We start from the raw sequence: 22,580 nt of genomic DNA, 5'->3' as shown, positions 1-22,580 counted from the left end.
CGGAGCCATGGACAAGCCCGAGATCGACTTCGTCGACCCCACCCCGCCCACCGACCTCGTCGTCACCGACCTGCGCGAGGGTGACGGTCCCGAGGCTGCCGCCGGCCAGACCGTCGAGGTGCACTACGTCGGCGTCGCCCACTCGACCGGGGAGGAGTTCGACGCCTCCTACAACCGCGGTGAGCCGCTGCGCTTCCGCCTCGGCGTGGGCCAGGTCATCTCCGGCTGGGACACCGGCGTGCAGGGCATGAAGGTCGGCGGTCGCCGCCAGCTCGTCATCCCGCCGCACCTCGGCTACGGCGACCGCGGCGCCGGAGGCGTCATCAAGCCGGGCGAGACCCTGGTGTTCGTCGTGGACCTGCTCGGCGTCAGCTGAGCCGCCGGGTCACTCCCAGACGCGCTCGCCGCCGACACGCGCCGACTTCGCAGCCACGCTGACGACGTCGCCGCGCTCGAGCTGGCGGCCGCGTCGGGTCTCGACCTCGCCGTTGACGCGGACGATGCCGCCCGAGAGGACCTGCTTGGCCTCGCCACCGGACTCGATGAGGTTCGCGAGCTTCAGGAACTGGCCGAGCTTGATCGCGTCGTCGTCGACCGGCACGTCGTTGTAGTCACTCACGCCCCCAGTCTCTCCCCGGGCGTGTCGCGGCCCAAATCAGCCCGGACCGCGCCAGCTCAGGAGATGAGCACGCTGACCGCGTGGATGAGCAGGCCGACGAGCCCGCCCACGACGGTGCCGTTGATGCGGATGAACTGCAGGTCGCGACCGACGTGCAGCTCGATGCGCTCGGAGGCCTCCTGGCCGTCCCACTGCTCGATCGTGTGGGTGATGACGGCGGTCAGGTCGTCGCCGTAGCGCTCGACGACGAAGACGGCCGCGTCGGCGGCGTGCCCGTCGACGCGGGCCTGCAGCGCCTCGTCGGTCGAGAGCCGGGCGGCCAGCGCGTCGACCTCGGTGCCGAGGCGGCGGCGTACGGCGCCCTGCGGGTCCGCGAGCGAGGCGGTGAGCGCGCGGCGCAGGGCGTCCCACAGCGAGATCGCCGAGCGGATCACCGCCGGGTTGTCGAGCAGGCGGTCCTTGAGCCGCTCGGCGCGCGCCTGGGTCTCGGGCTCGTGCAGCAGGTCCTGGGCCAGCTGCACGAGGACGGAGTCGAGCGCGAGCCGGGCGCGGTGGCGCGGGTCGTCGCGGATGTCGGCGACCCAGCGCACCAGCTCGACGTGGAGCCGGGTGATGACGGCCTCGTTGACGCGGGTGGGCGCCCACCACGGCGCGCGCTCGCCCAGCACGTCGGCGACGGTGTCGGGGTTGTCGAGGAGCCAGCCGTGCATCTCGTCGAGGGCCAGGTCGACCAGCCCCTTGTGCAGGTCGTCGCGCAGAGCCTCCTCGAGCAGGCTGCCGAGCAGCGGCGAGATCGGCTCCTCGTGGAAGCGTGGGCGCAGCGCCTCGCGCACGAGCGACTCGACGTGGTCGTCGCGCACCTTCGTCAGCGCGATCGCGGCGACCTCGGCCACCTCGTCGACGACCCGCTGGGCGTGGGCCGGCTCGCTGAGCCAGACGCCGAAGCGTCTCGCGACGTGGGCGGCGTCGAGGCGCTCGCGGATGATCGCCTCCTGCAGGAAGTTCTCCCCCACGAACTCCTGCAGCCCGCGGCCGAGCTCGTCCTTCTTGCGCGGGATCAGCGCGGTGTGCGGCACCGGCAGCCCGAGCGGGTGGCGGAACAACGCCGTCACCGCGAACCAGTCGGCGATCGCGCCCACCATCGACGCCTCGGCCGCGGCGTTGACGAAGCCCAGCGCTCCCCCGCGGTCGAGGGTGAGCACGTAGACGACGGCCGCGAGCACCAGCAGCCCGGTCGCCACCGTCCGCATCCGGCGCAGCGCGCTGCGCCGCTGCTCGTCGGCGGCGAGGTCGCCGCCGACGACGGGGACGCTGGCCGGAGAGCTGGCTCGGCTGGACACGGTCGAAGACTAGGCGGAGGGGTGAGCAGCAGGCGGAACCTGCCACGCGCTGCTCCGGGTTGCTCCCCGCGGCACGCCGGGTGGGAGACTGCCCGCCATGCCCCGCACCGTCTTGACCTTCGGCACGTTCGACGTCTTCCACGTCGGTCACCTGCGGGTCATCGAGCGCGCCGCGACGTACGGCGACCGGCTGGTCGTCGGTGTCTCCTCCGATGCGCTCAACCAGAGCAAGAAGGGCCGCCAGCCGGTCTTCAGCCAGGCCGAGCGGCTCGCGATCGTCGGGGCGCTCAAGCCCGTCTCCGAGGTCTTCGTCGAGGAGAGCCTCGAGCTCAAGCGGCACTACATCGAACAGTTCGGCGCCGACGTGCTCGTCATGGGCGACGACTGGGAGGGCCGCTTCGACGAGTTCCGTGACGTCTGCGAGGTCGTCTACCTCCCCCGCACCCCGGCGATCTCGACCACCGCGCTGATCGAGAAGATCTCCGACCTGGCCTGACGGTAGGTTCTCGGGGTGCTCATCTCCGACTCGCACCGGTTCCTCTTCGTGCACGTCCAGAAGACCGGCGGGTCGACGATCGACAACGGGCTGACGGCGGCGCTCGGCGACGTGCGCCGCATCCCGGCTGCCAACCGCCACGCACCCCTCGACCGCCTGCTGCAGCTCGAGCCCGGGCTGGCGGACTACTGGACCGCCGGGTTCGTCCGCAACCCGTGGGCGCGGATGCTGTCGTGGTGGCGGATGATGGAGCGCTTCCGCGACGGTGCGGCGCAGGGCGTCGAGCGCTACGTCGACCACCTGCAGCGCAACCGGTTCGCCGCCTCCATCGTCGAGACCTACCCCGACTTCGAGTCCTTCGTGCTCGGTGCTCCCGACGAGCACCCGCGGCTGCGCAAGCCGCAGATCCGCTTCCTCGACGTGCCGGCCGGACGGGCCGACTTCATCGGCCGCCAGGAGAGCCTCGAGGCCGACCTGCACACGATCTACGACCACCTCGGCCTCGAGTGGACCGAGTTGCAGTCGGTCAACATCGACCCCGGTCGCCCCGACTACCGCGACGTCTACACCCTGCGGGCGCGCCAGCGGGTGGCCGAGCTCTTCGAGCCGGACCTGCGGGCCTTCGACTACGAGTTCTGAAGGTCACACCTGCGGCAGGGACGGTTCACAGGCGTGTCGGCGGGGCATGCTCCCGCCATGTCCGCCGCCGCCTCCTCACCTCGCGCCATGTCGCACCCCAGCTCGTTCGTACGCCAGCCGCTCGCGACCGCCCTCGCCGCCGCGCTGCTGGCCCTCGGTGTCACAGGCGCAGCCTGGGCCACCTCCTCCGCCACCCCTGACCGCGCCCCGCAGACCCAGTCCGCGCGCTGACCCCTCACCGAGCTCCGACCGGTCTGGTCCGCTCCTCCTCCGTTCGGCCCCATCTGGGCCGACCGGGCAGCACAGCCGCCCGTCGGGAGTTGCCATGGATGCGTAGCCAGCGCGCAGACCACGGAAGGAGCGCCCCGGTGATTCGGGTCATGTCGGAGGACGAGTACACCGCCTGGAGCGCCCTGACGGCGCCCCCGACCGGCGAGGGTCGCCGCGAGGTCGCACCCGACGCCTCGGAGCTCCCTGACTAGACGCCCTGCGACTAGAGCCCCTGCGCGAGGCGGTGGTACGCCGCGCTCCAGCGCAGCTCGCGCTGGACGGAGCGGGGCGTGGAGTTCGCGTCGATGAGCACCAGCTCGGTGCGGGTCATCTCGGCGAAGTCGTCCAGCACCTCGGAGTCGAGCGCGGTGCTCAGCACCGTGTGGTGCGGCGCGCCGGCCATCAGCCACGACTCGGCCGAGGTCGACAGCGACGGACGCGGCTCCCAGACCGCGCACGCCACGGGCAGCTGCGGGAGCGCCTCGTCGGGCTCGACGAGGTCGACCTCGTTGACGGTCAGGCGGAAGCGGTCGCCCAGGTCGGACAGGCCCGCGACCAGGCCCTCGCCCGGGTCGGCGGTGAACCGCAGCCGGACCGGGTCCTCGCGCCCACCGATGCCGAGCGGGTGGATCTCCAGGCTCGGACGGGCGGTCGTGATGGTCGGGCAGACCTCGAGCATGTGCGCGCCGAGGATCTTCTCCTGGCCCGGGACGAGGTGGTAGGTGTAGTCCTCCATGAACGACGTCCCGCCGGGCAGACCGGCGGCCATGACCTTCATGCCGCGCAGCAGCACCGAGGTCTTCCAGTCGCCCTCGCCGCCGAAGCCGTAGCCGTCGGCCATCAGCCGCTGGACCGCGAGGCCGGGCAGCTGGCGCAGCCCGCCGAGGTCCTCGAAGTTCGTCGTGAACGCCGTGAAGCCGCCGTCCTCGAGGAAGGTGCGCATCCCGAGCTCGATGCGTGCTCCGTAGCGCAGCGACTCGTGGCGCTCGCCGCCCGGCAGCAGCTCGGGGGCGACGTCGTAGGAGTCGGCGTACTCGACGCACAGCTTGTCGACGTCGGCGTCGGTGACCCGCGTCGTGTCGTCGACGACGGCGACGAGGTCGTTGACGCCGTAGGTGTTGACCGAGACCCCGAAGCGCAGCTGCGCCTCGACCTTGTCACCCTCGGTGACGGCGACGTCGCGCATGTTGTCACCGAACCGCGCCAGCCGGGTGCGGCGCAGCGCGTCACGACCCACCGCGGCCCTCGCCCACCCGGCGATGCGGGCGACGACCGTGGGGTTCTCGACGTGGCCGGCGACGGTCTTGCGCGCCACCCCGAGCCGAGACTGGATGTAGCCGAACTCCCGGTCGCCGTGGGCGGCCTGGTTGAGGTTCATGAAGTCCATGTCGATGGTCGACCACGGCAGCGCCATGCCCGCCTGCGTGTGCAGGTGTAGCAGCGGCTTCTGCAGGGAGTCGAGCCCGGTGATCCACATCTTCGCCGGGGAGAAGGTGTGCATCCACGCGATGACCCCGACGCACTCGGGGGCGCTGTTGGCCTCGAGCAGGCGGCGGTGGATGGAGACGGCGTCGAGCAGCACCGGCTTCCAGACGATCCGCACCGGCAGGTCGGCGGAGCCGGCCAGCCGCTCGGCGATGGCGCGGGACTGGTCGGCGACCTGGTCGAGCGTCTCGGGGCCGTAGAGCGACTGGCTGCCGGTCAGGAACCAGACCTCGGGGACGGCCTCGGGGACGGGCTGGTGGGTCATGCGGGGTGTCCTTCCTGGACGGGTGGTGCGAGCGGGGCGGTGCGGGAGCGGAGCCGGGCTGGACTAGGCGAGGACCTCCCGGCGGATCGCCTTGAGCCGGCGCATGACGTCGCTGTCGCGGCCGAGGTGGTCGTGGAGCTCGAGGTAGACCGAGAAGAGCCGGTCGTAGGCCTCGGCGCGCTGCTCGTCGGGCACGTAGACGGCCTTGCGCACCTTGCCCATCGACTTCGCCGCGGTGGGCACGTCGGGGTAGGCACCCGCCGCGACGGCGGCGTGGATCGCCGAGCCGAGGGCCGGTCCCTGCTCGGAGTCGATGATCGACAGAGGCAGGCGGGTCACGTCGGAGTAGATCTGCATGAGCAGGGCGTTCTTGGCCAGCCCGCCCGCGACGATGAACTCCTCGACCGGGACCCCGGCCTCGCGGAAGGTCTCCACGATGACGCGGGTGCCGAACGCCGTCGCCTCGAGCAGCGCGCGGTAGACGTCCTCGGGCCGGGTGGCCAGCGTCAGGCCGACGACGAGGCCCGAGAGCTCGTGGTCGACGAGCACGGAGCGGTTGCCGCTGTGCCAGTCGAGCGCGACCAGGCCGTGCTCGCCGACGACCTGCTGCTCGGCGAGGCGGGTGAGGTGCTGGTGCACCGACTCCCCCGCTGCGTCCGCGGCCTCGACGTACGACGGGGGCACGCAGGTGCGGGTGAACCAGCCGAAGATGTCGCCGACCCCGGACTGGCCGGCCTCGTAGCCCCAGCTGCCCGCGACGATGCCGCCGTCGACGACGCCGCACATGCCGGGGACCTCGCGGAGCACGTCGGCGTTCATGACGTGGCAGGTCGAGGTGCCCATGATCGCGACCATCTGACCGGCCCCGGTCGCCTGGGCGGCGGGGGCGGTGACGTGGGCGTCGACGTTGCCGACCGCCACCGCGATGCCCTCGGGCAGCCCGGTCCAGGCCGCCGCCTCCGCGGTCAGCGTGCCGGCGCGGTCGCCGAGCTCGCCCATCTCGTGCTCGAGCTTGTCGGGCACGAACGCCGAGAAGCCGGGTGCGAGCTCCTCGAGGAACTCCGCCATCGGGTAGCGGCCGTTCTGGCGGATCCCCTTGTAGCCGGCCGTGCAGGCGTTGCGGACGTAGCGACCGCACAGCTGCCACACGATCCAGTCGGCCGCCTCGACCCAGTGGTCCATGGCGTCGTAGAGCTCGCGGTCCTCCTCGAACAGCTGCAGCCCCTTGGCGAACTCCCACTCCGAGGAGATCAGCCCGCCGTAGCGCGGCAGCCACGCCTCGCCGCGCTCCTCGGCGAGCCGGTTGATCCGGTCGGCCTGGCCCTGCGCGGCGTGGTGCTTCCAGAGCTTGACGTAGGCATGCGGTCGGTCGGCGTACGCCGGCACCTCGTTGAGCGGGGTGCCGTCGGCCAGCGTCGGCACCATCGTGCAGGCGGTGAAGTCGGTCGCGATGCCGATGACGTCGGCGGGGTCGATGCCGGCCGCCTCGACCGCGGCGGGCACCGCGACGCGCAGCACCTCGCGGTAGTCCTCGGGCACCTGCAGCGCCCACTCCGGAGGCAGCCGGCGCGCGTCCGGGCCGACGCCGGGGAGCCGGTCCTCGACGACGGCGTGGGGGTACTCGTGCACGCCGGTGCCGAGCTCGGCGCCGTCGGAGACGCGGACGACGACGGCGCGTCCCGACAGGGTGCCGTAGTCGACGCCGATGACGTACTGCTCAGACATGCTGCTCACTTCCGGACGGGTGGGACGACCGAGCTCGTCCGGACGACGAGCTCGGGGCTGATCAGGCTCTCGGGGGGCGTCTGGCCCTCGATGACGGCGCGCAGGATCTCGATCGCGCGGCGCCCGACCGCGCCGAAGTCCTGACGCACCGAGGTCAGCGGCGGGATGAGGAACGCCGCCTCGGGGATGTCGTCGAAGCCGACGACGCTGACGTCCTCGGGCACCCGGCGACCGCTCTCGTGCAGGGCCCGCAGCAGCCCGAGGGCCATCTGGTCGTTGGCGCAGAACACCGCCGTGACGTCGTGGCGGGCGACGATGTCGTCGCACCCGAGCGCAAAGCCGCTGCGCGCGGACCAGTCGCCGATCAGGGGCGGCGCGGGGCGCAGCCCGGCGGAGTACATCGCCTCCTGGTAGCCCGCCAGACGGGCCCGGGCCTCGGTCCACGACTGCGGTCCGGCGATGTGCACGATCTCGGTGTGGCCGAGGCCGAGCAGGTGCTCGGTCGCCATCGCGGCGCCGCGGACCTGGTCGACGCCCACGGTCCAGCGCGCCTTGGTCTCGTCGCCCTCGACCACCACGACCGGCAGGCCGGCCGCCTGGTGCGAGCGCGCGACGTCGAGCGCCTCGTCGGTGGCGGCGATGAGCACGACCCCCTCCACGCCCTGCGAGCGCAGGTGGTCGATGGCGTCGACGACCTCGGTGCGCGTGAGCGCGGGCAGGTTGACCGAGCTGACGAAGAACCCCGCGGCGCGGGCGGCCGCCTGCACCGTGCGGTGGACCGTGCTCGGCCCCCAGTAGCCGCTCTTGGAGCCGATGACCCCGATGGTGCCGGAGCGGCGCGTGACCAGCGCCCGGGCCGCCGTGTTGGGGCGGTAGCCGAGCTGCTCGATGGCGCGCTGCACCCGCTCGCGGGTCTCGGGGCGCAGGTTGGGGTGGTCGTTGACGACCCGGGAGACCGTCTGGTGCGACACCCCGGCGAGCCGGGCCACGTCGGCCATGACCGGGGTGCGCTCCACCGCGGGCTTCGGGACGAGGTCGGTCATGACTGGCGCCGGGTGGCCACTCGCTGGATCACGACGAAGACCAGCACGAGCAGGCCGATGACGATGCGGGTCCACCAGGAGCTCAGGGTGCCGTCGAAGGAGATGAAGGTCTGGATGATGCCGAGGACCAGCACCCCGACCAGGGAGCCGATCACCAGTCCGCGGCCACCGGTGAGGAGCGTGCCGCCGATGACGACGGCGGCGATGGCGTCGAGCTCCATGCCGACGGCGTTGAGGCTGTAGCCGGAGAGCGTGTAGAGCGCGAAGAGCAGACCGCCCAGGGCGGCGCAGAAGCCGCTGATGACGTAGACGCCGACCTTGGTGGAGGCGACCTTGAGCCCCATGAGCAGCGCCGAGCTCTCGCTGCCGCCGATGGCGTAGACGGTGCGCCCGAAGCGGGTGCGGGCGAGCACCCACACCGCGACCGCGACCGTGAGCAGCGCGATGACCGAGGTGTAGCCGATGTAGTAGCCGCCCGGCAGGTTCACCGTCTTGAAGGCCCAGTCCGAGAACGTCTGGTCGCGGATCGGGATCGCCTCGATGCTGATGATGTAGCAGAGCCCGCGGGCCAGGAACATGCCGGCGAGCGTGGCGATGAACGGCTGGATGTCGAAGTAGTGGATCAGCAGCCCCATGAGCAGCCCGAGCAGGGTGCCGGCGGCGAGCACCGCGACGATCGCGAGGTACGGCGACCAGCCCATCTCGAGCGTCTTGGCCGCGATCATCGTCGAGAGCGCCACCACCGAGCCGACCGAGAGGTCGATGCCCCCGGTGAGGATCACGAAGGTCATGCCGACGGCGAGCACGATGAGGAAGGAGTTGTCGAGCAGCAGGCTGAGGAAGACCTGCGGGTCGCCGAACCCCTCGAAGCGCAGGCTGCCGATGCCGAACATGCCGATGAACAGCGCCGTCGTCGCGAGGACGGGGTAGTACTTCGACGACGGGGTGTAGCTGCGGACCCGGTCCCACGCCGACGGGCCGGTGGTGGGGAGCGTCGCGGTGCTCATGCGAGACCAGCCTTCGAGGTGGGGGCGGACGTCGGCGCGGCCGGGCGGACCCGTCGCACGCGGAACGCGGCGCGGGCGCGCGGCGACTGCAGCAGGCAGACCGCGACGACGACGAGCGCCTTGAACAGGTAGTTGGCCTCGGACGGGATGCCGACGTTGACGACCGTGCGGGTCAGGGTCGTGATGAACACCGCACCGACGACCGTGCCGAGGATCGAGAACCGGCCGCCGGCGAGCGACGTACCGCCGATGACGACCGCGAGGATCGCGTCGAGCTCGATGAACAGACCGAGGCTGTTGGCGTTCACCGACCGGGTGTTGGCGGCGATGATCAGACCGGCCAGTCCGGCGCAGAGGCCGGAGAAGACGTAGACGGTCCAGATGATCGTGCGCGAGCGCACCCCGGCCAGCCGGCTGGCCTCGGGGTTGATGCCGACCGACTCGACGAGCATGCCGAGCGCCGTACGACGGACGACGAGCGCGGTGAGCGCGACGACGGCGACCGCGACGACGGTCGCGAGCGGCACGGCCAGGACGAACCCGGAGGCGAGGTTGCTGAAGGAGTCGTTGTTGACCGTCGTGATCTGCCCGTCGGTGATCAGCTGGGCCAGGCCGCGCCCGGCGACCATCAGCACCAGGGTCGCGATGATCGGCTGGATCCCGACGACGGAGACGAGGAAGCCGTTCCACAGGCCGAGCACGAGACAGACCGCGAGTGCCGTGAAGCAGCCGACCGCCGCGGTGGCGAAGGCGCCCTCGGCGCTGCTGCCGGCCATGTGGACGCAGGCGACCGCGCCGGCGATGGCGGCGATGGCGCCGACCGAGAGGTCGATGCCGCGGGTCGCGATCACCAGCGTCATGCCGAGCGCGACGAGCATCACCGGAGCGCTGTTGCGGGCGATGTCGACCAGCGGCCCGAACAGGTGGCCGTCCTGCAGCCGGATGTCGAAGAACGACGGCGTCGCGACGACGTTGACCACGAGCAGCACCACGAGGGCGAGCACCGGCCACAGCAGGGCCTTGGTCGACGACGAGGCACGCAGGCGGCGCTGCGGCGCGGGCGAGGGCCCGGGTGAGCCCGACGGCGTCGGGCGGGTCAGGGTGTCAGTCACGGGGGTGGGCCTCCTGGTCCTGGCGGGCCTCGCCCGCGATGATCTCGAGGACGTCGCTCACGCTCAGGCCGTCGTTGCGGCGCTCGGCGATCTTGCGGCGGTCGCGCATGACGACCAGCCGGTCGCTCAGGCGCAGCACCTCTTCGAGCTCGGCGGAGATGAAGACCACCGAGAGGCCCTGGCGGGCCAGGTCCGCGACGGTGGCCTGGATCTGCGCCTTGGCACCGATGTCGATGCCCCGGGTCGGCTCGTCGAGGATCAGCACCTCGGGCTGGGTGATGAGCCAGCGGGCGAGCAGGACCTTCTGCTGGTTGCCGCCGGACAGGTTGCGCATGAGCGCCTGCGGGTCGGCGGGACGGATGTCGAGCTTCTCGATGTACTCCTGCACCAGGGTGGTGCGGGTCGACTGCGGGATCGGGCGCAGCCACCCGCGCGAGGCCTGCAGCGCGAGGAGCATGTTGTCGGCGACGGTGAGGTCGCCGATGACGCCCTCGGCCTTGCGGTCCTCGCTCGAGAAGGCGACCTTGCGGTCGATGGCGTGCCGCGGGCTGCGCAGCCGGCGCCGCTCGGAGCGGAACTGCACCTCGCCGGTGTCGGCGGTGTCGGCTCCGAAGAGCAGGCGCGCGAGCTCGGTGCGGCCCGAGCCCAGGAGACCGGCGAGCCCGACGACCTCGCCCTCGTGGAGCTCGAGGTCGGTCGTCTCGAGGGAGCCCTTGCGGCTCAGTCCGAGCACCTTCATGACGGGCGCACCCGTGTCGGCGCTGTCGGTGGCGGCGACCTCGCGGTCGATCTGCTCGAGGGCCTCGAGCTCGCGGCCGATCATCAGCTTCACGAGCTCGAGCTGGCTGGTCTCGGAGACCATGCGCTCCTCGACGAGACGGCCGTTGCGCAGGATCGTCATGCGGTCGGAGATCTCGTAGATCTGGTCGAGGAAGTGCGAGACGAAGACGATGGCCACGCCGTCGTCGCGCAGCGTGCGCATCACCTCGAACAGCTTGGCCACCTCGTCGGCGTCCAGGCTGGAGGTGGGCTCGTCGAGGATCAGCACGCGCGCCTCGACGTCGACCGCGCGGGCGATGGCGACCAGCTGCTGGACGGCGATCGGGTGGTCGCCGAGGACCGAGGCCGGGTCGACGTCGAGTCCGAGCCGCTGCAGGGTCTCCCCCGCCTTGCGGTTCATCGCGCGGGTGTTGATGCCGCCGAAGCGCCGGGGCTCGCGCCCGAGCATCATGTTCTCGGCGACGGTGAGGTTCGTGACCAGGTTGACCTCCTGGTACACCGTGCTGATCCCGGCGGCCTGCGAGGCGGCCGGGGTGCCGAACTCGACCTGCTCGCCGCCGACCACGATCCGGCCGGAGTCGATCGTGTAGACGCCGGTGAGCGCCTTGATCATGGTCGACTTGCCGGCGCCGTTCTCGCCCATGAGCGCGTGGACCTCACCGGGGAAGAGCCGCAGGCTCACCTGGTCGAGGGCGCGCACGGCACCGAAGGTGATCGAGATGCCCTGCATCTCGACGACGGGCACGCCGGCGCTCGGCGCGGTGTCGGGGGCGGGCCGCGGGGCGGCTGCCCCGTCGGTCTGCGGGTCGGTGTCCGTGGTCGTCATGTCTCTCCTCGTCCTGCGGCCCTCGTGGTGACGCCGGCCCGGCCGGTCGAGGGGACCGGCCGGGCCAGCGCGTCAGGGTGCGGGTGCTGGCCAGCGGGGGTGGTGCTGGGCTCAGTACTCGCGGGTGGGCAGGGCCTCGGCGGCCTGCTCCTGGTCGAACGTGGTCTCCTCGGTGACGACGCGCTCGGGGACGTCCTCACCGGCCACGACCTTCTCGGCGAGGTCCATCAGCTGGGGACCGAGGAGCGGGTTGCACTCCACGATGTAGTTGATCTCGCCGGCGGCCAGGGCGGTCATGCCGTCCTTCACCGCGTCGACGGTGATGATCTTGATGTCCTTGCCCGGGGTGAGGCCGGCGGCCTTGATCGCCTCGATGGCGCCGAGGCCCATGTCGTCGTTGTGGGCGAAGACGACGTCGATGCCCTTCTCCGACTGCAGGAACGACTCCATGACCTGCTTGCCGCCGTCGCGGGTGAAGTCACCGGTCTGCGACGCGATCACCGAGATCTTCGGGTCGGCCGAGATGGCGTCGGCGAAGCCCTCGCCCCGGTCGATGGCCGGAGCGGCACCGGTGGTGCCCTCGAGCTGGACGACGTCGATGTCGCCGTCGCCGTCGACGTCGGAGTCGGCCGCGTTGTCGACCAGCCACTGGCCGGCCTTCTGGCCCTCCTCGACGAAGTCGGAGCCGAGGAACGTCTTGTAGAGCGAGGTGTCCTCGGAGTCGACCGCGCGGTCGGTGAGGATCACGGGGATGTTGGCCCGCTTGGCCTCCTGCAGGACGGTGTCCCACCCGGTCTCGACGACCGGGCTGAAGGCGATGACGTCGACCTTCTGCTGGATGTAGGAGCGGATCGCCTTGATCTGGTTCTCCTGCTTCTGCTGGGCGTCGGAGAACTTCAGGTCGATGCCCGCCTCCTTCGCCGAGTCCTCGATGGACTTGGTGTTGGCCGAGCGCCAGCCCGACTCGGCGCCGACCTGGGCGAAGCCCATCGTGATCGAGCCGTTGCCGGAGTCGCCGTCGGCGCCTGCACTGCTGTCCGAGTCCGAGCCACAGGCCGTCAGCGCCATCGCGCTGAGGGAGATCGCGGTGGCCGCGATCAGGGTCTTCTTCACCACTTGAAATCCTCCAGATCAGTGGGCTCTCGCCCTTGTGACCGGCGTCACTGGGAAGGAGTGTGAACGCTCACACGAGGTGGCGTCAACCCCCACGACGAGAATTTGTGAACGTTCACTCGAGAGGGGTCGAGGCGGTCACGTGCCAGGCGATCGCAGAGGTGTAGCGCTCCCCCGGTCGCAGCACGCTGCTGGGCCAGGTGGGCTGGTTCGGCGAGTCGGGGGCGAGCTGGGGCTCCAGGGCGATGCCGTCACCCTGGCGGTAGGCGACCCCCGCCGGCGAGCGCAGCGACCCGTCGAGGAAGTTGCCCGTGTAGACCTGCAGCCCCGGCTGGTCGGTGTGCAGCTCGAGACGCAGGCCGGAGGCGGGCGAGGTGAGGGTTGCGGCCCGGCGTACGACGCCGGGCGTGCCGTCGCGCAGGACGAGGTTGTGGTCGATGCCCCGCGCCGCGGCGACCTGGGGGTGGTCCGAGCGCACACGCGGCCCCAGGCGGCTCGGCGTGCGCAGGTCGAAGGGAGTGCCGTCGACGGGTGAGTGCTCGGGACCGAGCGGGATGCCCGTGTCGTCGACGAGCGTGTAGTGGTCGGCCTCGACGCTGAGCACGTGATCGTCCACAGCACCGGATCCGGCGCCTTCGAGGTTGACGTAGGCGTGGTTCGTGAGGTTGACGACCGTCGGAGCGTCGGTCTCGGCCTCGTGCCGCACCGTGAGCCGGACCCCGCTGTCGTCCTCGACGAGCTCGTAGTGCACCCGCACGGTCAGCTCGCCCGGGAAGCCCATGTCCCCGTCCGGGCTGACCAGCTCGAGACTCGCGCTGGACCCGGAGTGGGACAGGACGGTCCACACCCGGCGGTCGAAGCCGTCGGGGCCGCCGTGCAGGGAGTTGCCGCGGTCGTGCGTGCGCACCTCGACGGTGCGCCCGTCGAGCTCGAAGCGGCCGGCGGCGATCCGGTTGGCGTAGCGCCCGATGGTCCCGCCGAGGTAGTCGCCCGAGGCGAGCCGCTCCTCGACGCTCCCCTGCGAGAGCACCACGTCACGGCGGCGCCCGTCGCCCCCTGCCACCTCGAAGCGGTGGACCGTCGCCCCCAGGGTCAGCAGCTCGACCACCGCACCGGGCTCGGCGCCCAGCGTGAGCACGTGCACGTCGCTGCCGTCGGGCATCGACCCGAACACTCGTCGCGTCATGTGTGAACGTTAACAACGCGACGCCCTGCACGCACTCCCCCAGCCCCGTCCGAGGCGTCGGTCAGGCGGGCGGTGCGGTCGACCCGCGGACCTTGAGCTCGGGGGCGAGCAGCGGCGCCGTGGGCGCCTCGTCGCCGGCGAGCGCCCGCAGGGTGAGGTCGACGACCTGGCGGCCCAGGACGTCGAAGGACTGGCGCACGGTGGTCAGCGAGGGCAGGAGGAACGCCGACTCCGGCGTGTCGTCGTAGCCGCAGACGCTGACGTCGTCGGGCACCCGGCGCCCGCTCTCGACCAGCGCCTTGAGCACCCCGACCGCCATCGCGTCGTTGGCGACGAACACCGCCGACACCGAGGCGTCCTCGGCCAGGCGCAGACCGGCGCGGTAGCCGCTCTCGGGGGTCCAGTCGCCCTCGATCTCCGGACCGGGCTCGAGGCCACGGGCGGTGTGCGCCTCCTGCCACCCCACGCGACGCTGGTCGGCCTCGGCCCACCCGAGGGGACCGGTCACGTGGGCCACCCGGGTGTGGCCGAGCCCGAGGAGGTGGTCCGTGGCCGTGCGGCCGCCCGCGGTCTGGTCGATGCCGACGGCGAGGGGCTGGCCGCTCGTGACCCCCTGCGCCAGCACGACGGGGACGGGGGCGTCGATGGTGTGCGCCTCGGTGAGCAAGGCGGTGTGCGCCACGGCGACGACGATGGCCTCGACCGCCTCGCCGAGCAGTCGCTCGATCGCGTCGCGCAGCGTGTCCGCGTCGAGGTGCTCGACGGCGATGAGGGAGACGTCGTACCCGGACTCGTGCCCGGCGGCCTGCACCGCGGTGGCCAGCGTGCTGGGGCCGTAGTAGCCCAGGTGGGCGGCGACCATCCCGATCCGGCGCGACCGGTGGCTCGCGAGGGCGCGCGCCGCGTTGTTGCGCCGGTAGCCCAGCTCCGCGATCGCCGCGAGCACGCGCTCCCGGGTGTCCGGGCGCACCAGCGAGGAGTCGTTGAGGACCCGCGAGACCGTCTGGTGGGAGACGCCCACGGCGGCAGCGACGTCGGCCATGCTCGGGGCCCGGCCGGAGCGCTGCGCTGTCATGGGATGGATCCTAGGGCTGACGGAGCCGGGTGGGCCTGACGCGTCGACCGACGCGCCGCCACCGCGCCGCCGGTGGGGAGCCGTGCCCTACGGTGGGCGGACCCGACCGAGGAGGCCAGGCCCGTGGAGGTCGTCCACACCGTCATCGCCATCGTGCTCGTCGTGGGCCTGATCATCGGGGCCAAGATCGACCCCGTCATCTCGCTCGTGCTCGCCTCGCTCTACCTCGGCCTCGCCGCCGGGGTCGGCTTCGCCGACACCGTCGCCGCGATCACCGGGGGCTTCGGGTCGATCATGGCCGAGGTGGGCCTGCTGATCGGGTTCGGCGTGCTGATCGGCGCGTTGCTGCACTCCCTCGGCACCTTCCGCAAGCTGGTGACAGCCCTGCTGGGCGTGGTCGGCGCCCGGCGGCTGCCGTACGCCCTCACCGGGGCCCTGTCGCTGGTCTTCCCCTCGATCTACGTCGACGTGCAGGTCGTGCTCGCCGCGCCGATCGCCCGCTCCTCGGCGCCGCACATCGGTCCGCGCGGGCTCGCCCACCTCGCCGGCGCCATCGGCACTGGCATCTTCGCCGGCTACGTCTTCGTCATCCCGGGGCTGGCCGCCGTCTCGATCGCGGGCCTCCTCGACGTGTCCCTGGGCACCTGGCTGCTCTACGGCGTGGTGCTCGGCCCGGTGACCGCGCTGGTGACGACGTTCCTGTTCGGTCTCATGCTGCGCGCCGGGTGGTGGAAGCCCGCCACCGACGAGGCCGAGGACGACGCCCCCGACGACGGGCGCGCCGGGGTCGAGACCGGCACGGCCGGGACCGGCCCCGACGAGCGAGCCCAGTTGCACGACGTGGACCTGCCGCTCGCGGTCTCGCTGCTGCCGATCCTGGTGCCGCTGGCGATGATCGCCTTCGGTGCGTTCGCGGACCTGCTCGACTTCTCCAACTCCTTCATCGCCTTCGTCGGCGACGCCAACGTCGCGCTCTTCGTCGGGCTCCTCGGCGCCTACGCCCTGGCCCGCGCCGCCACCGGGACCGAGCGGACCGAGGAGGCGGTGAAGACCGGCTTCCACACCACCGGGGAGATCCTGCTCATCACGGGCATCGGCGGCTCGCTCGGTGCGGTGATCGAGGCGACCGGCCTCGACGCCACCCTGGCCGGCCTCTTCTCCGCCAGCGAGGGCGCCGCCGTCGTCACGAGCATCCTGCTCGCCTGGGTGATCGCGGCGGTCCTGCACCTCGCGATCGGGTCCGTCTCCGTCGCCGCCATCACCGCGGCCGGGATCATCGCCCCGGTGCTCGGCTCGATCGACGTCGCACCGATCGCGGTCGGTCTCGCGATCGCGTCCGGGTCGATGTTCGCCCTGACGGTCAACTCCAACTTCTTCTGGATGTTCAAGTCACTGCTCGGGGTGACCACGAAGGGCGCGCTGAAGTCGATGACGACGGTGACGAGCATGGCCTCGCTCGTCTCGCTGCCGCCGGTGCTGCTGGTGGCCCTGCTGGCCTGAGCCCGCAGGCACCGCAGGCACCGCAGGCACCGCAGGGAGGTCGCAAGGGCTCGCAAGCCGGGGACAACCCCGCGGCAAGCGGGCGTCGAGAGCGTGGGGGCACACCACCACCCCAGCGACTCGAGGAGTCACCGTGACCGCCCCTGCTCTGCCCAGCACCACCCCCACCCGGCACCGGCCCGCACGGCGCCGCCGCCTGACCCGGGTCGCGGTGAGCGTCGCCGGGCTGTTCGCCGCCATGACGGCCCTCGCCCCGAGCGCCGGCGCGGCCGCCGGCGACTGGAACCCCGGCAAGCACGACGAGGACGTGCTCATCAACTGCTTCACCGGCAACCCGGGCCCCGGCATGAGCGCCGACGTCGGCTGGCGCTCGCCGAGCGGCCAGGTGCCGCGGGTCGGGGAGATCTTCTACGTCCGCGGCTACATCGGCCTGGTCGGCCTCGCGTGCGCCGACGCCGTGCCCGTGCTGCCCGAGCTGATGCTGCCCGCGGGCGTCGTACCCGCCGATGAGCAGGCCCCGATCCTGTGGGACCTCACCAAGTCGGGCTCATCGCAGCAGCTCAAGACCAAGGAGCTCACCTTCGCCAAGGGACTCAACGGCGGCTACCTCATCGGCAGCCCCGAAGGTCTGAAGTGGGAGCTCTCCCGCGGTGACGTGCTCGAGATCCAGGTCCCGGTCATCGCCACCCGCACCCTCATCGGCTCCGGCACCCAGGCGCCCGAGTGCCAGTCGCGTCGAGACGGCACCGCCCCCTGCCCGATCGCCCAGTCCGGCGACCACTTCCAGATGGCGTTCACCGTCGCCGGCTACGGCGGCAGCAAGAAGTACGTCACGCCGTACGTCGGCCTCTTCGCGCAGGCCGCCGGCACCGGTGGCGGCACCGGCACCGGCACCGGCACCGGCACCGGGACCGGGACCGGTACGGGCACCGGGACCGGCACCGGCGCTGCGGCGGCCTCGTCCGCGACCTCGATGCAGCTGAAGGCGAGCCGACGTGCGGTGAAGGCCGTCGTCACGATCGCCTCCTCGGCCGCCCCGACCGGCACCCTGACCATCACCGACAAAGGCCGCACCATCGCCACCGCGGCGGTCAGCGGCCGCACCGTCAGCCTCAAGCTGCCCCGGCTCAAGCGCGGCAAGCACGTCCTCGTCGCCACCTTCAGCGGCGGCAGCGGCATCAGCGGCTCCGCCAGCGCTCCGCAGAAGGTCCGCGTGCGCTGACACCACGCCCCGCACGTGCGACGATCCTCGCCGTGTGGGGCGTGACGGACCTCGGGTCCTACCTGGTCGGACTGGTGCTCATCATCCTGCTGCCCGGTCCCAACTCGCTCTACGTCCTCTCCGTCGCCGCGCGGCGCGGTGTCCCGACCGGATACCGCGCCGCGTGCGGCGTCTTCACCGGCGACGCCGTCCTGATGACCCTCTCGGCCTTGGGCGTCGTCTCGGTGCTCAGCACCCACGAGACGGCCTTCGCCGTCGTGAAGTACCTCGGGGCGGGCTACCTCGGCTGGCTCGCCATCGGCATGCTCCGCGCGGCGTGGGCCGCCTGGCGGCGTCGGGCGCTGCCGCTCGCCACGGCATCCGCCGTCGCGGGGACCCCGTCCACGGCAGCGTCGACGGCGACGTCGACCGAGCGCGTCTTCCGCCGGGCCCTCGTGGTGAGCCTGCTCAACCCCAAGGCGATCTTGTTCTTCGTCGCCTTCTTCGTGCAGTTCGTCGACCCGGCCTACGACCGGCCGGCGCTGTCGTTCCTGCTGCTCGGCGGTCTGCTCGAGCTCGGCAGCTTCGTCTACCTCAGCGTGCTGATCCTCGCCGGCGCCCGTCTCGCCGAGGTCGCACGGCGTCGTCGCCGTCTCACGGCGGGCGCGACCTCGGCGGTCGGCGTGGTCTTCCTCGGCTTCGCGGTCAAGCTCGCGACCGCGAGCGCCTGAACCCAGTCGCCTGACCTGGACGCCTGACCCGGACGCCGGGCCTCAGCCGACGGGCGTCGCGACCACCACGAGGTTCTTCGTGTAGTGGAAGCGCCCGTCGGGGTAGACGACCTTGCCCGTGCACGTCACCAGCACGAGCCGGTGCGAGCCCGTGGTCGACACGGCCGCCCCGGACAGCCCACGGCTGCGCGGCTGGGCCGTGACGGTCGCGATCCGGTAGCGCGTCGTGCGGCCGGCGGCGTCGCGGACCAGGACGAGCTGGCCCTTCGCTGCGCGGCGCAGCCGGTCGAAGGCGCCGGGGCGGTCGCTGCGGTCGGACACGTGGCCCGCGATCACGGTGGAGCCGATCGCCTCACCGGGCGCGGCGGAACGGGCGAGCCAGCCCCCGCGCCGGATGTCGTGCGGGATGACCATGCGGCCCTTCGCCAGCCCGACCGCGGAGAGACGGGCGCTCATCCCGAGCGCCGGCACCCGCACCGACGTCGCGGCCACGGAGGCACGCCCACCGGCCCGGCTCAGCAGGTCGCCGAGCACCCCGGAGAAGCCGGTCTGCACCTCGATCGGGCCGTACGGCGCCCGGTGGACGCGCGTGATCGCCGCCTTGAGCCCGCAGTCGTGGGTCGCCCCGACTTGCTGGGCGTCGGCGTCGACCTTCGCCACCCACACGTAGTAGCCGGGCTGGCGCACCGTCACCGACCCGGTGCGCACCACGCCGTTGCCGCCGCTGAACGACACCGTGCCGACCGCCTTCCCCGGCGTGCAGGTCAGAGCCGACGCCTTCGCCACCGGTCCGTAGAGGGTCGCCTCGCCCGCGCGGGGCACCGCCCGGCTCGCGACCGATCCGGCCACGCGGCCGACCAGACCGCTCAGGGTCACGTCGTCGTGGATCTGCACCGGCTGCGGCTGTCCGGCGCCGTCGACCTCGAGCACCACGTCGCGCACCGAGGTCCTCGACGTGATCGCCGGCGGCCCCACCGGCGCGCTCGGGGTCGTGGGCTGGGTCGGCTGGGTCGGTAGGGCCGGCTGCGTCGGCTGCGGGTCGCGCGGCAGCACGAGCGGCACCCGGGCGCTGGCCTCGTCGGAGGCGACGTAGCCCTCCGGCGGCACGAAGCCCTCCGCGATGGCGGTGTTGACGATCGGGCCGCCGGACGCGACGTCGGCCGCGGTCACGACGTACGTCGCGGTGAAGGTCGCCGTGCCGCCCTTCGGCAGCTTCCGCACCGACTCCGGCGAGACCGCGGAGAGCCCCTCCTTGAGGTCCTCGATGCGCACGCCGTTGACGGCCATGCCGCCGGTGTTGGTGACCGTGAAGGTGTAGGTCAGCACGTCGCCAGCGTCGAGGGTCCCGATCGTGCCGCGGTCGGTCGTGAGCGCGGCGGTCTTGACGAGGGCGATGGCGGGCTCGGCCCGCGCGATCGGCGTGGGGGTGCCTGCGGGCGAGGACGCCACCGGCACCCTCTTCGGGGTCGTGCCCCGGGCGGTGGCGTAGTTCCAGATGTCGCTCGCCTGGTCGATGTCGTCCTGGACGACGGTGTAGGTCGCGCTGAACGTGCCCTTCTGCCCCGGCGTCAGCGTCGGGATCGACAGCGGCGATGTCGCGGAGAGTCCCTCCATCTCGTCCGAGACGGTGGTGCCGAGCACGGTGACGTTGCCGGTGTTCTCCACCTCGAAGGTGTAGGTGATGACGTCGCCGACGTCCGCCTTGCCCGGTGTCACCTCGTCGGTCGTGATCGCGCTCGTCTTGGTCAGCGCCAGCTTGGGCGCAGCGTCGACGACGGGGGTCCGCGTGCTCGACGGCGGCGAGACCACCGGGGTGCCGCCCTCGCTCGTCGTGCCCGTCGCCGTCGCGGTGTTGACGATCGGGTCGGGCGAGCCGTCGACGTCGTCCTGGGTCACGGTGTAGTCGCCGTAGAAGGTCTGCTTCTGGCCGGGCTCGAGGTGGACCGAGTACAGCGGGAGCTCGAAGGCCGCCAGCCGCGCCGGGAGGAACGGCGGGTCGACCTCGACCTGGTCGTCGTCGATGTCGACGTCGTCGAGCGGCACGTCACCGGTGTTCTCGACGTCGAAGCGGTAGCGGATGACGTCACCCTTGTCCGCCTTGCCCGGCGTGCCCCCGTCCGTCAGCAGCGACGACGTCTTCACCAGGGTCAGCGCGGGACCGGCGGCGGCAGCCGGCACGGCTGTGACGACCCCGGCAACCACCACCGACGAGGCGACGAGCGCCCCTCCGACCACGACACCTGCGATGCGCTCGAGCGCGCGTGTGGACATGAGAAGACCCCCCGTCGTGCCCGGTCCCCCTCGACCGGGTCGGCACACCGTAGGCGCCGTCGTCCGACGGCACCTAGCGGGCCCCCGGGCAATGGCCCGTTCCGACCATTCCGGAGCCGTGGACCGCTCCCCGACGCGGTCGTAGGGTGACGAGGTGCCCGCGCTGCTGGGCGGCGTGACCGTCCTCGCCTCGGACCCCGACGCCCAGGCGTCGTTCTGGCAACGCCTCCTCGGTCTCGAGCGGCGCGGCACGACCCTGCTGCCCGGCCCCGCCTTCCCCTTCCCCATCACCTTCGAGGCCACCGCCGAGCCGCTGGTGCTCCCGAGCCAGACCCACCTCCACCTGACGAGCAACGCCTCCACCCAGGAGGAGACGGTCGCGCGCGCGGTCGGTCTCGGTGCGTCGTACGTCGATGTCGGCCAGCAGCCGGACGAGGACCACGTCGTGCTGGCCGACCCCGAGGGCAACGCGTTCTGCGTCATCGAGGAGGGGAACCAGTGGCTCGCCGGTACGCCGTTGCTCGGCGAGCTCGCCTGCGACGGGACCCGAGAGGTCGGGGTGTTCTGGTCGGCCGCCCTGGGCTGGCCGATGGTCCACGACCAGGACGGCGAGACGGCGATCCAGCAGGACCCCGCGGGGCCGAAGATCGCGTGGGGCGGCCCGCCCCTCGACGAGCGCCTCGGCCGCAACCGGGTGCACCTCCACCTGGTGGCTGACGACCCCGACGACCTGGACGCCGAGGTCGAGCGGCTGGTGGCCCTGGGGGCGACGCTCCGCACGCGCGGGACCGACGTGGAGCTGGCGGACCCCGACGGCAACGAGTTCCACCTGCGTGGAAGCCCCTGAGAAGCAGATCAGCCCCCGACCCGTGAGAGTCGAGGGCTGATCATCTGTGTAGCGGGGGCAGTGTGCTGGCTCACGACATCGGCGACAGGTGTCTCGCGACATCGGCGACACGAGTCTCAGGTGATGGGCGACAGCTGTGAGCGGCGTCAGGCTCGGCCATGTCGAAGGCGCGTCTGGTCATCACCGCCCTGTTCGTCGAGGGTCTGAGCCCTTCCGAGGTCGCTGGCCGCTACGGCGTGCACCGCGCCTGGGTCTACAGGCTCAAAGCCCGCTACGAGGCCGAGGGTGACGCCGCGCTCGAACCCCGGTCACGAGCACCAAAGAGCAACCCCAACGCCACACCGACGGCCACGGTCGACCTCATCCTGCGTCTGCGCAGCCACCTGCGCGACAGCGGACTCGACGCCGGCGCGGACACCATCGACTGGCACCCGCGCCACCGCCACGACCTCGTCGTCTCACGCGCCACGATCAACCGGATCCTCGTGCGTGCCGGCACTGTCACCCCCGACCCGTCCAAGCGGCCCAAGGCCTCCTACATCCGTTTCCAAGCCGACCAGCCCAACGAGACCTGGCAGTCCGACTTCACCCACTACCGGCTCGCTCGCCCCGACGGCAGCCCAGGACAAGACGTCGAGGTCATCACCTGGCTCGACGACTGCTCGCGCTACGTCCTGCATCTCAGTGCCCACCCGCGCATCACCGCACCGATCGTGCTGGCCACCTTCCGCCACGCCGCTGACCTGCACGGATACCCGGCATCCACACTGACCGACAACGGCATGGTCTACACCGTGCGATTCGCTGGCGGGAAGGGCGGACGCAGCCAACTCGAGCACGAGCTGCGCCGCCTGGGCATCGTGCAGAAGAACTCCCGACCCAACCACCCCACCACCTGCGGCAAGGTCGAACGGTTTCAGCAGACGATGAAGAAGTGGCTGCGCGCCCAGCCCGTCCAGCCCACCACGATCGCCGACCTCGACACGATGCTGACCGCCTTCGCGCAGGAGTACAACCACCGCCGGCCCCACCGCTCGCTACCCCACCAG

Annotated in this window: 21 protein-coding genes; 9 read left to right on the top strand and 12 right to left on the bottom strand. The window is 71.9% G+C overall.

What is annotated here, in order from left to right; translation table 11 throughout:
* Positions 1–7: 7 nt before the first annotated feature.
* On the top strand, positions 8–376 hold the full coding sequence (locus GRQ65_RS19230) for an FKBP-type peptidyl-prolyl cis-trans isomerase (protein ID WP_160879617.1): 369 nt from the start codon (positions 8–10) through the stop codon (positions 374–376).
* A gap of 9 nt (positions 377–385) precedes the next feature.
* Here GRQ65_RS19230 and GRQ65_RS19225 read toward each other — a convergent pair whose 3' ends face one another.
* Together GRQ65_RS19225 and GRQ65_RS19220 are read right to left on the bottom strand one after the other, a co-directional pair.
* A complete protein-coding gene (locus GRQ65_RS19225; RefSeq protein WP_160879616.1) occupies positions 386–619 on the bottom strand; it encodes an RNA-binding S4 domain-containing protein in 234 nt (77 codons plus the stop codon).
* A 56-nt stretch (positions 620–675) separates the two neighbouring features.
* Positions 676–1,959, bottom strand: coding sequence for a DUF445 domain-containing protein (locus GRQ65_RS19220; RefSeq protein WP_337191884.1), 1,284 nt, complete (start codon positions 1,957–1,959; stop codon positions 676–678).
* A gap of 97 nt (positions 1,960–2,056) precedes the next feature.
* Between GRQ65_RS19220 and GRQ65_RS19215 the strand changes: the two genes are divergently transcribed.
* The 3 genes from GRQ65_RS19215 to GRQ65_RS19205 are packed head-to-tail and all read left to right on the top strand — an operon-like array spanning position 2,057 to position 3,325.
* Positions 2,057–2,455, top strand: a complete 399-nt coding sequence (locus tag GRQ65_RS19215; protein ID WP_160879615.1) for an FAD synthase family protein — start codon at positions 2,057–2,059, stop codon at positions 2,453–2,455.
* 15 nt (positions 2,456–2,470) lie between these two features.
* Positions 2,471–3,094 (top strand): sulfotransferase family 2 domain-containing protein, encoded by a 624-nt coding sequence (locus GRQ65_RS19210; RefSeq protein WP_160879614.1) that lies wholly within the window; start codon positions 2,471–2,473, stop codon positions 3,092–3,094.
* A gap of 57 nt (positions 3,095–3,151) precedes the next feature.
* On the top strand, positions 3,152–3,325 hold the full coding sequence (locus GRQ65_RS19205; protein ID WP_160879613.1) for a hypothetical protein: 174 nt from the start codon (positions 3,152–3,154) through the stop codon (positions 3,323–3,325).
* A 262-nt stretch (positions 3,326–3,587) separates the two neighbouring features.
* Here GRQ65_RS19205 and araA read toward each other — a convergent pair whose 3' ends face one another.
* The 9 genes from araA to GRQ65_RS19160 all read right to left on the bottom strand — a co-directional run bounded on the left by araA (position 3,588) and on the right by GRQ65_RS19160 (position 14,981).
* Positions 3,588–5,114 carry an L-arabinose isomerase gene (gene araA / locus GRQ65_RS19200; protein WP_160879612.1) on the bottom strand — a complete coding sequence of 509 codons (1,527 nt, stop codon included), beginning with the start codon at positions 5,112–5,114 and terminating at the stop codon, positions 3,588–3,590.
* Positions 5,115–5,177: 63 nt separating this feature from the next.
* A complete protein-coding gene (gene araB, locus GRQ65_RS19195; protein WP_160879685.1) occupies positions 5,178–6,839 on the bottom strand; it encodes a ribulokinase in 1,662 nt (553 codons plus the stop codon).
* Positions 6,840–6,844: 5 nt separating this feature from the next.
* On the bottom strand, positions 6,845–7,882 hold the full coding sequence (locus GRQ65_RS19190) for a LacI family DNA-binding transcriptional regulator (protein WP_202388376.1): 1,038 nt from the start codon (positions 7,880–7,882) through the stop codon (positions 6,845–6,847).
* Complete coding sequence (gene yjfF / locus GRQ65_RS19185) at positions 7,879–8,889, bottom strand: galactofuranose ABC transporter, permease protein YjfF (protein WP_160879611.1); 1,011 nt, start codon at positions 8,887–8,889, stop codon at positions 7,879–7,881. The genes GRQ65_RS19190 and yjfF overlap by 4 nt, the downstream gene beginning before the upstream one ends.
* A complete protein-coding gene (locus GRQ65_RS19180) occupies positions 8,886–10,001 on the bottom strand; it encodes an ABC transporter permease (protein ID WP_337191883.1) in 1,116 nt (371 codons plus the stop codon). Before GRQ65_RS19180 ends, yjfF begins: the two co-directional genes overlap by 4 nt.
* Positions 9,994–11,607, bottom strand: coding sequence for a sugar ABC transporter ATP-binding protein (locus GRQ65_RS19175; protein ID WP_202388375.1), 1,614 nt, complete (start codon positions 11,605–11,607; stop codon positions 9,994–9,996). The genes GRQ65_RS19180 and GRQ65_RS19175 overlap by 8 nt, the downstream gene beginning before the upstream one ends.
* A 111-nt stretch (positions 11,608–11,718) precedes the next feature.
* Positions 11,719–12,720 (bottom strand): ABC transporter substrate-binding protein, encoded by a 1,002-nt coding sequence (locus tag GRQ65_RS19170; RefSeq protein ID WP_337191882.1) that lies wholly within the window; start codon positions 12,718–12,720, stop codon positions 11,719–11,721.
* 115 nt (positions 12,721–12,835) lie between these two features.
* On the bottom strand, positions 12,836–13,906 hold the full coding sequence (locus GRQ65_RS19165; RefSeq protein ID WP_160879609.1) for an aldose epimerase family protein: 1,071 nt from the start codon (positions 13,904–13,906) through the stop codon (positions 12,836–12,838).
* Positions 13,907–13,967: 61 nt separating this feature from the next.
* Positions 13,968–14,981, bottom strand: coding sequence for a LacI family DNA-binding transcriptional regulator (locus tag GRQ65_RS19160; protein ID WP_160879608.1), 1,014 nt, complete (start codon positions 14,979–14,981; stop codon positions 13,968–13,970).
* 123 nt (positions 14,982–15,104) lie between these two features.
* Between GRQ65_RS19160 and GRQ65_RS19155 the strand changes: the two genes are divergently transcribed.
* From GRQ65_RS19155 to leuE, 3 genes are all read left to right on the top strand, one after another.
* On the top strand, positions 15,105–16,481 hold the full coding sequence (locus tag GRQ65_RS19155; RefSeq protein ID WP_160879607.1) for a GntT/GntP/DsdX family permease: 1,377 nt from the start codon (positions 15,105–15,107) through the stop codon (positions 16,479–16,481).
* 133 nt (positions 16,482–16,614) lie between these two features.
* A complete protein-coding gene (locus tag GRQ65_RS24180) occupies positions 16,615–17,703 on the top strand; it encodes an Ig-like domain repeat protein (RefSeq protein ID WP_160879606.1) in 1,089 nt (362 codons plus the stop codon).
* A gap of 32 nt (positions 17,704–17,735) precedes the next feature.
* The gene (leuE, locus tag GRQ65_RS19145) at positions 17,736–18,413 is read left to right on the top strand and encodes a leucine efflux protein LeuE (protein ID WP_160879605.1); all 678 of its coding nucleotides are present in this window, start codon (positions 17,736–17,738) and stop codon (positions 18,411–18,413) included.
* 42 nt (positions 18,414–18,455) lie between these two features.
* On the opposite strand, the gene GRQ65_RS19140 is transcribed toward leuE, so the two are convergent.
* On the bottom strand, positions 18,456–20,684 hold the full coding sequence (locus tag GRQ65_RS19140; protein ID WP_160879604.1) for a CLIPPER-2 domain-containing protein: 2,229 nt from the start codon (positions 20,682–20,684) through the stop codon (positions 18,456–18,458).
* A gap of 154 nt (positions 20,685–20,838) precedes the next feature.
* On the opposite strand from GRQ65_RS19140, the gene GRQ65_RS19135 reads away from it, so the two are divergent.
* Entirely contained in the window at positions 20,839–21,531 is a 693-nt protein-coding gene (locus GRQ65_RS19135; RefSeq protein WP_160879603.1) for a VOC family protein, read from the top strand.
* Positions 21,532–21,689: 158 nt separating this feature from the next.
* A partial coding sequence (locus GRQ65_RS19130) for an integrase core domain-containing protein (RefSeq protein ID WP_237448546.1) occupies positions 21,690–22,580 on the top strand: 891 nt, incomplete at its 3' end.

Source organism: Nocardioides flavescens, assembly GCF_009823805.1.
GTDB lineage: Bacteria > Actinomycetota > Actinomycetes > Propionibacteriales > Nocardioidaceae > Nocardioides > Nocardioides flavescens.
Note: the sequence above shows the minus strand (reverse complement) of the source record. Positions and strands in the feature narration are given on the sequence as shown.

Excerpts from the sequence above, each read along its gene's own strand:
- GRQ65_RS19230 (WP_160879617.1), top strand. The coding sequence starts at position 8 with ATGGACAAGCCCGAGATCGACTTCGTCGACCCCACCCCGCCCACCGAC.
- GRQ65_RS19215 (WP_160879615.1), top strand. The coding sequence starts at position 2,057 with ATGCCCCGCACCGTCTTGACCTTCGGCACGTTCGACGTCTTCCACGTC.
- GRQ65_RS19205 (WP_160879613.1), top strand. The coding sequence starts at position 3,152 with ATGTCCGCCGCCGCCTCCTCACCTCGCGCCATGTCGCACCCCAGCTCG.
- araA (WP_160879612.1), bottom strand. The coding sequence starts at position 5,114 with ATGACCCACCAGCCCGTCCCCGAGGCCGTCCCCGAGGTCTGGTTCCTG.
- araB (WP_160879685.1), bottom strand. The coding sequence starts at position 6,839 with ATGTCTGAGCAGTACGTCATCGGCGTCGACTACGGCACCCTGTCGGGA.
- GRQ65_RS19190 (WP_202388376.1), bottom strand. The coding sequence starts at position 7,882 with ATGACCGACCTCGTCCCGAAGCCCGCGGTGGAGCGCACCCCGGTCATG.
- yjfF (WP_160879611.1), bottom strand. The coding sequence starts at position 8,889 with ATGAGCACCGCGACGCTCCCCACCACCGGCCCGTCGGCGTGGGACCGG.
- GRQ65_RS19175 (WP_202388375.1), bottom strand. The coding sequence starts at position 11,607 with ATGACGACCACGGACACCGACCCGCAGACCGACGGGGCAGCCGCCCCG.
- GRQ65_RS19165 (WP_160879609.1), bottom strand. The coding sequence starts at position 13,906 with ATGACGCGACGAGTGTTCGGGTCGATGCCCGACGGCAGCGACGTGCAC.
- GRQ65_RS19160 (WP_160879608.1), bottom strand. The coding sequence starts at position 14,981 with ATGACAGCGCAGCGCTCCGGCCGGGCCCCGAGCATGGCCGACGTCGCT.
- GRQ65_RS19140 (WP_160879604.1), bottom strand. The coding sequence starts at position 20,684 with ATGTCCACACGCGCGCTCGAGCGCATCGCAGGTGTCGTGGTCGGAGGG.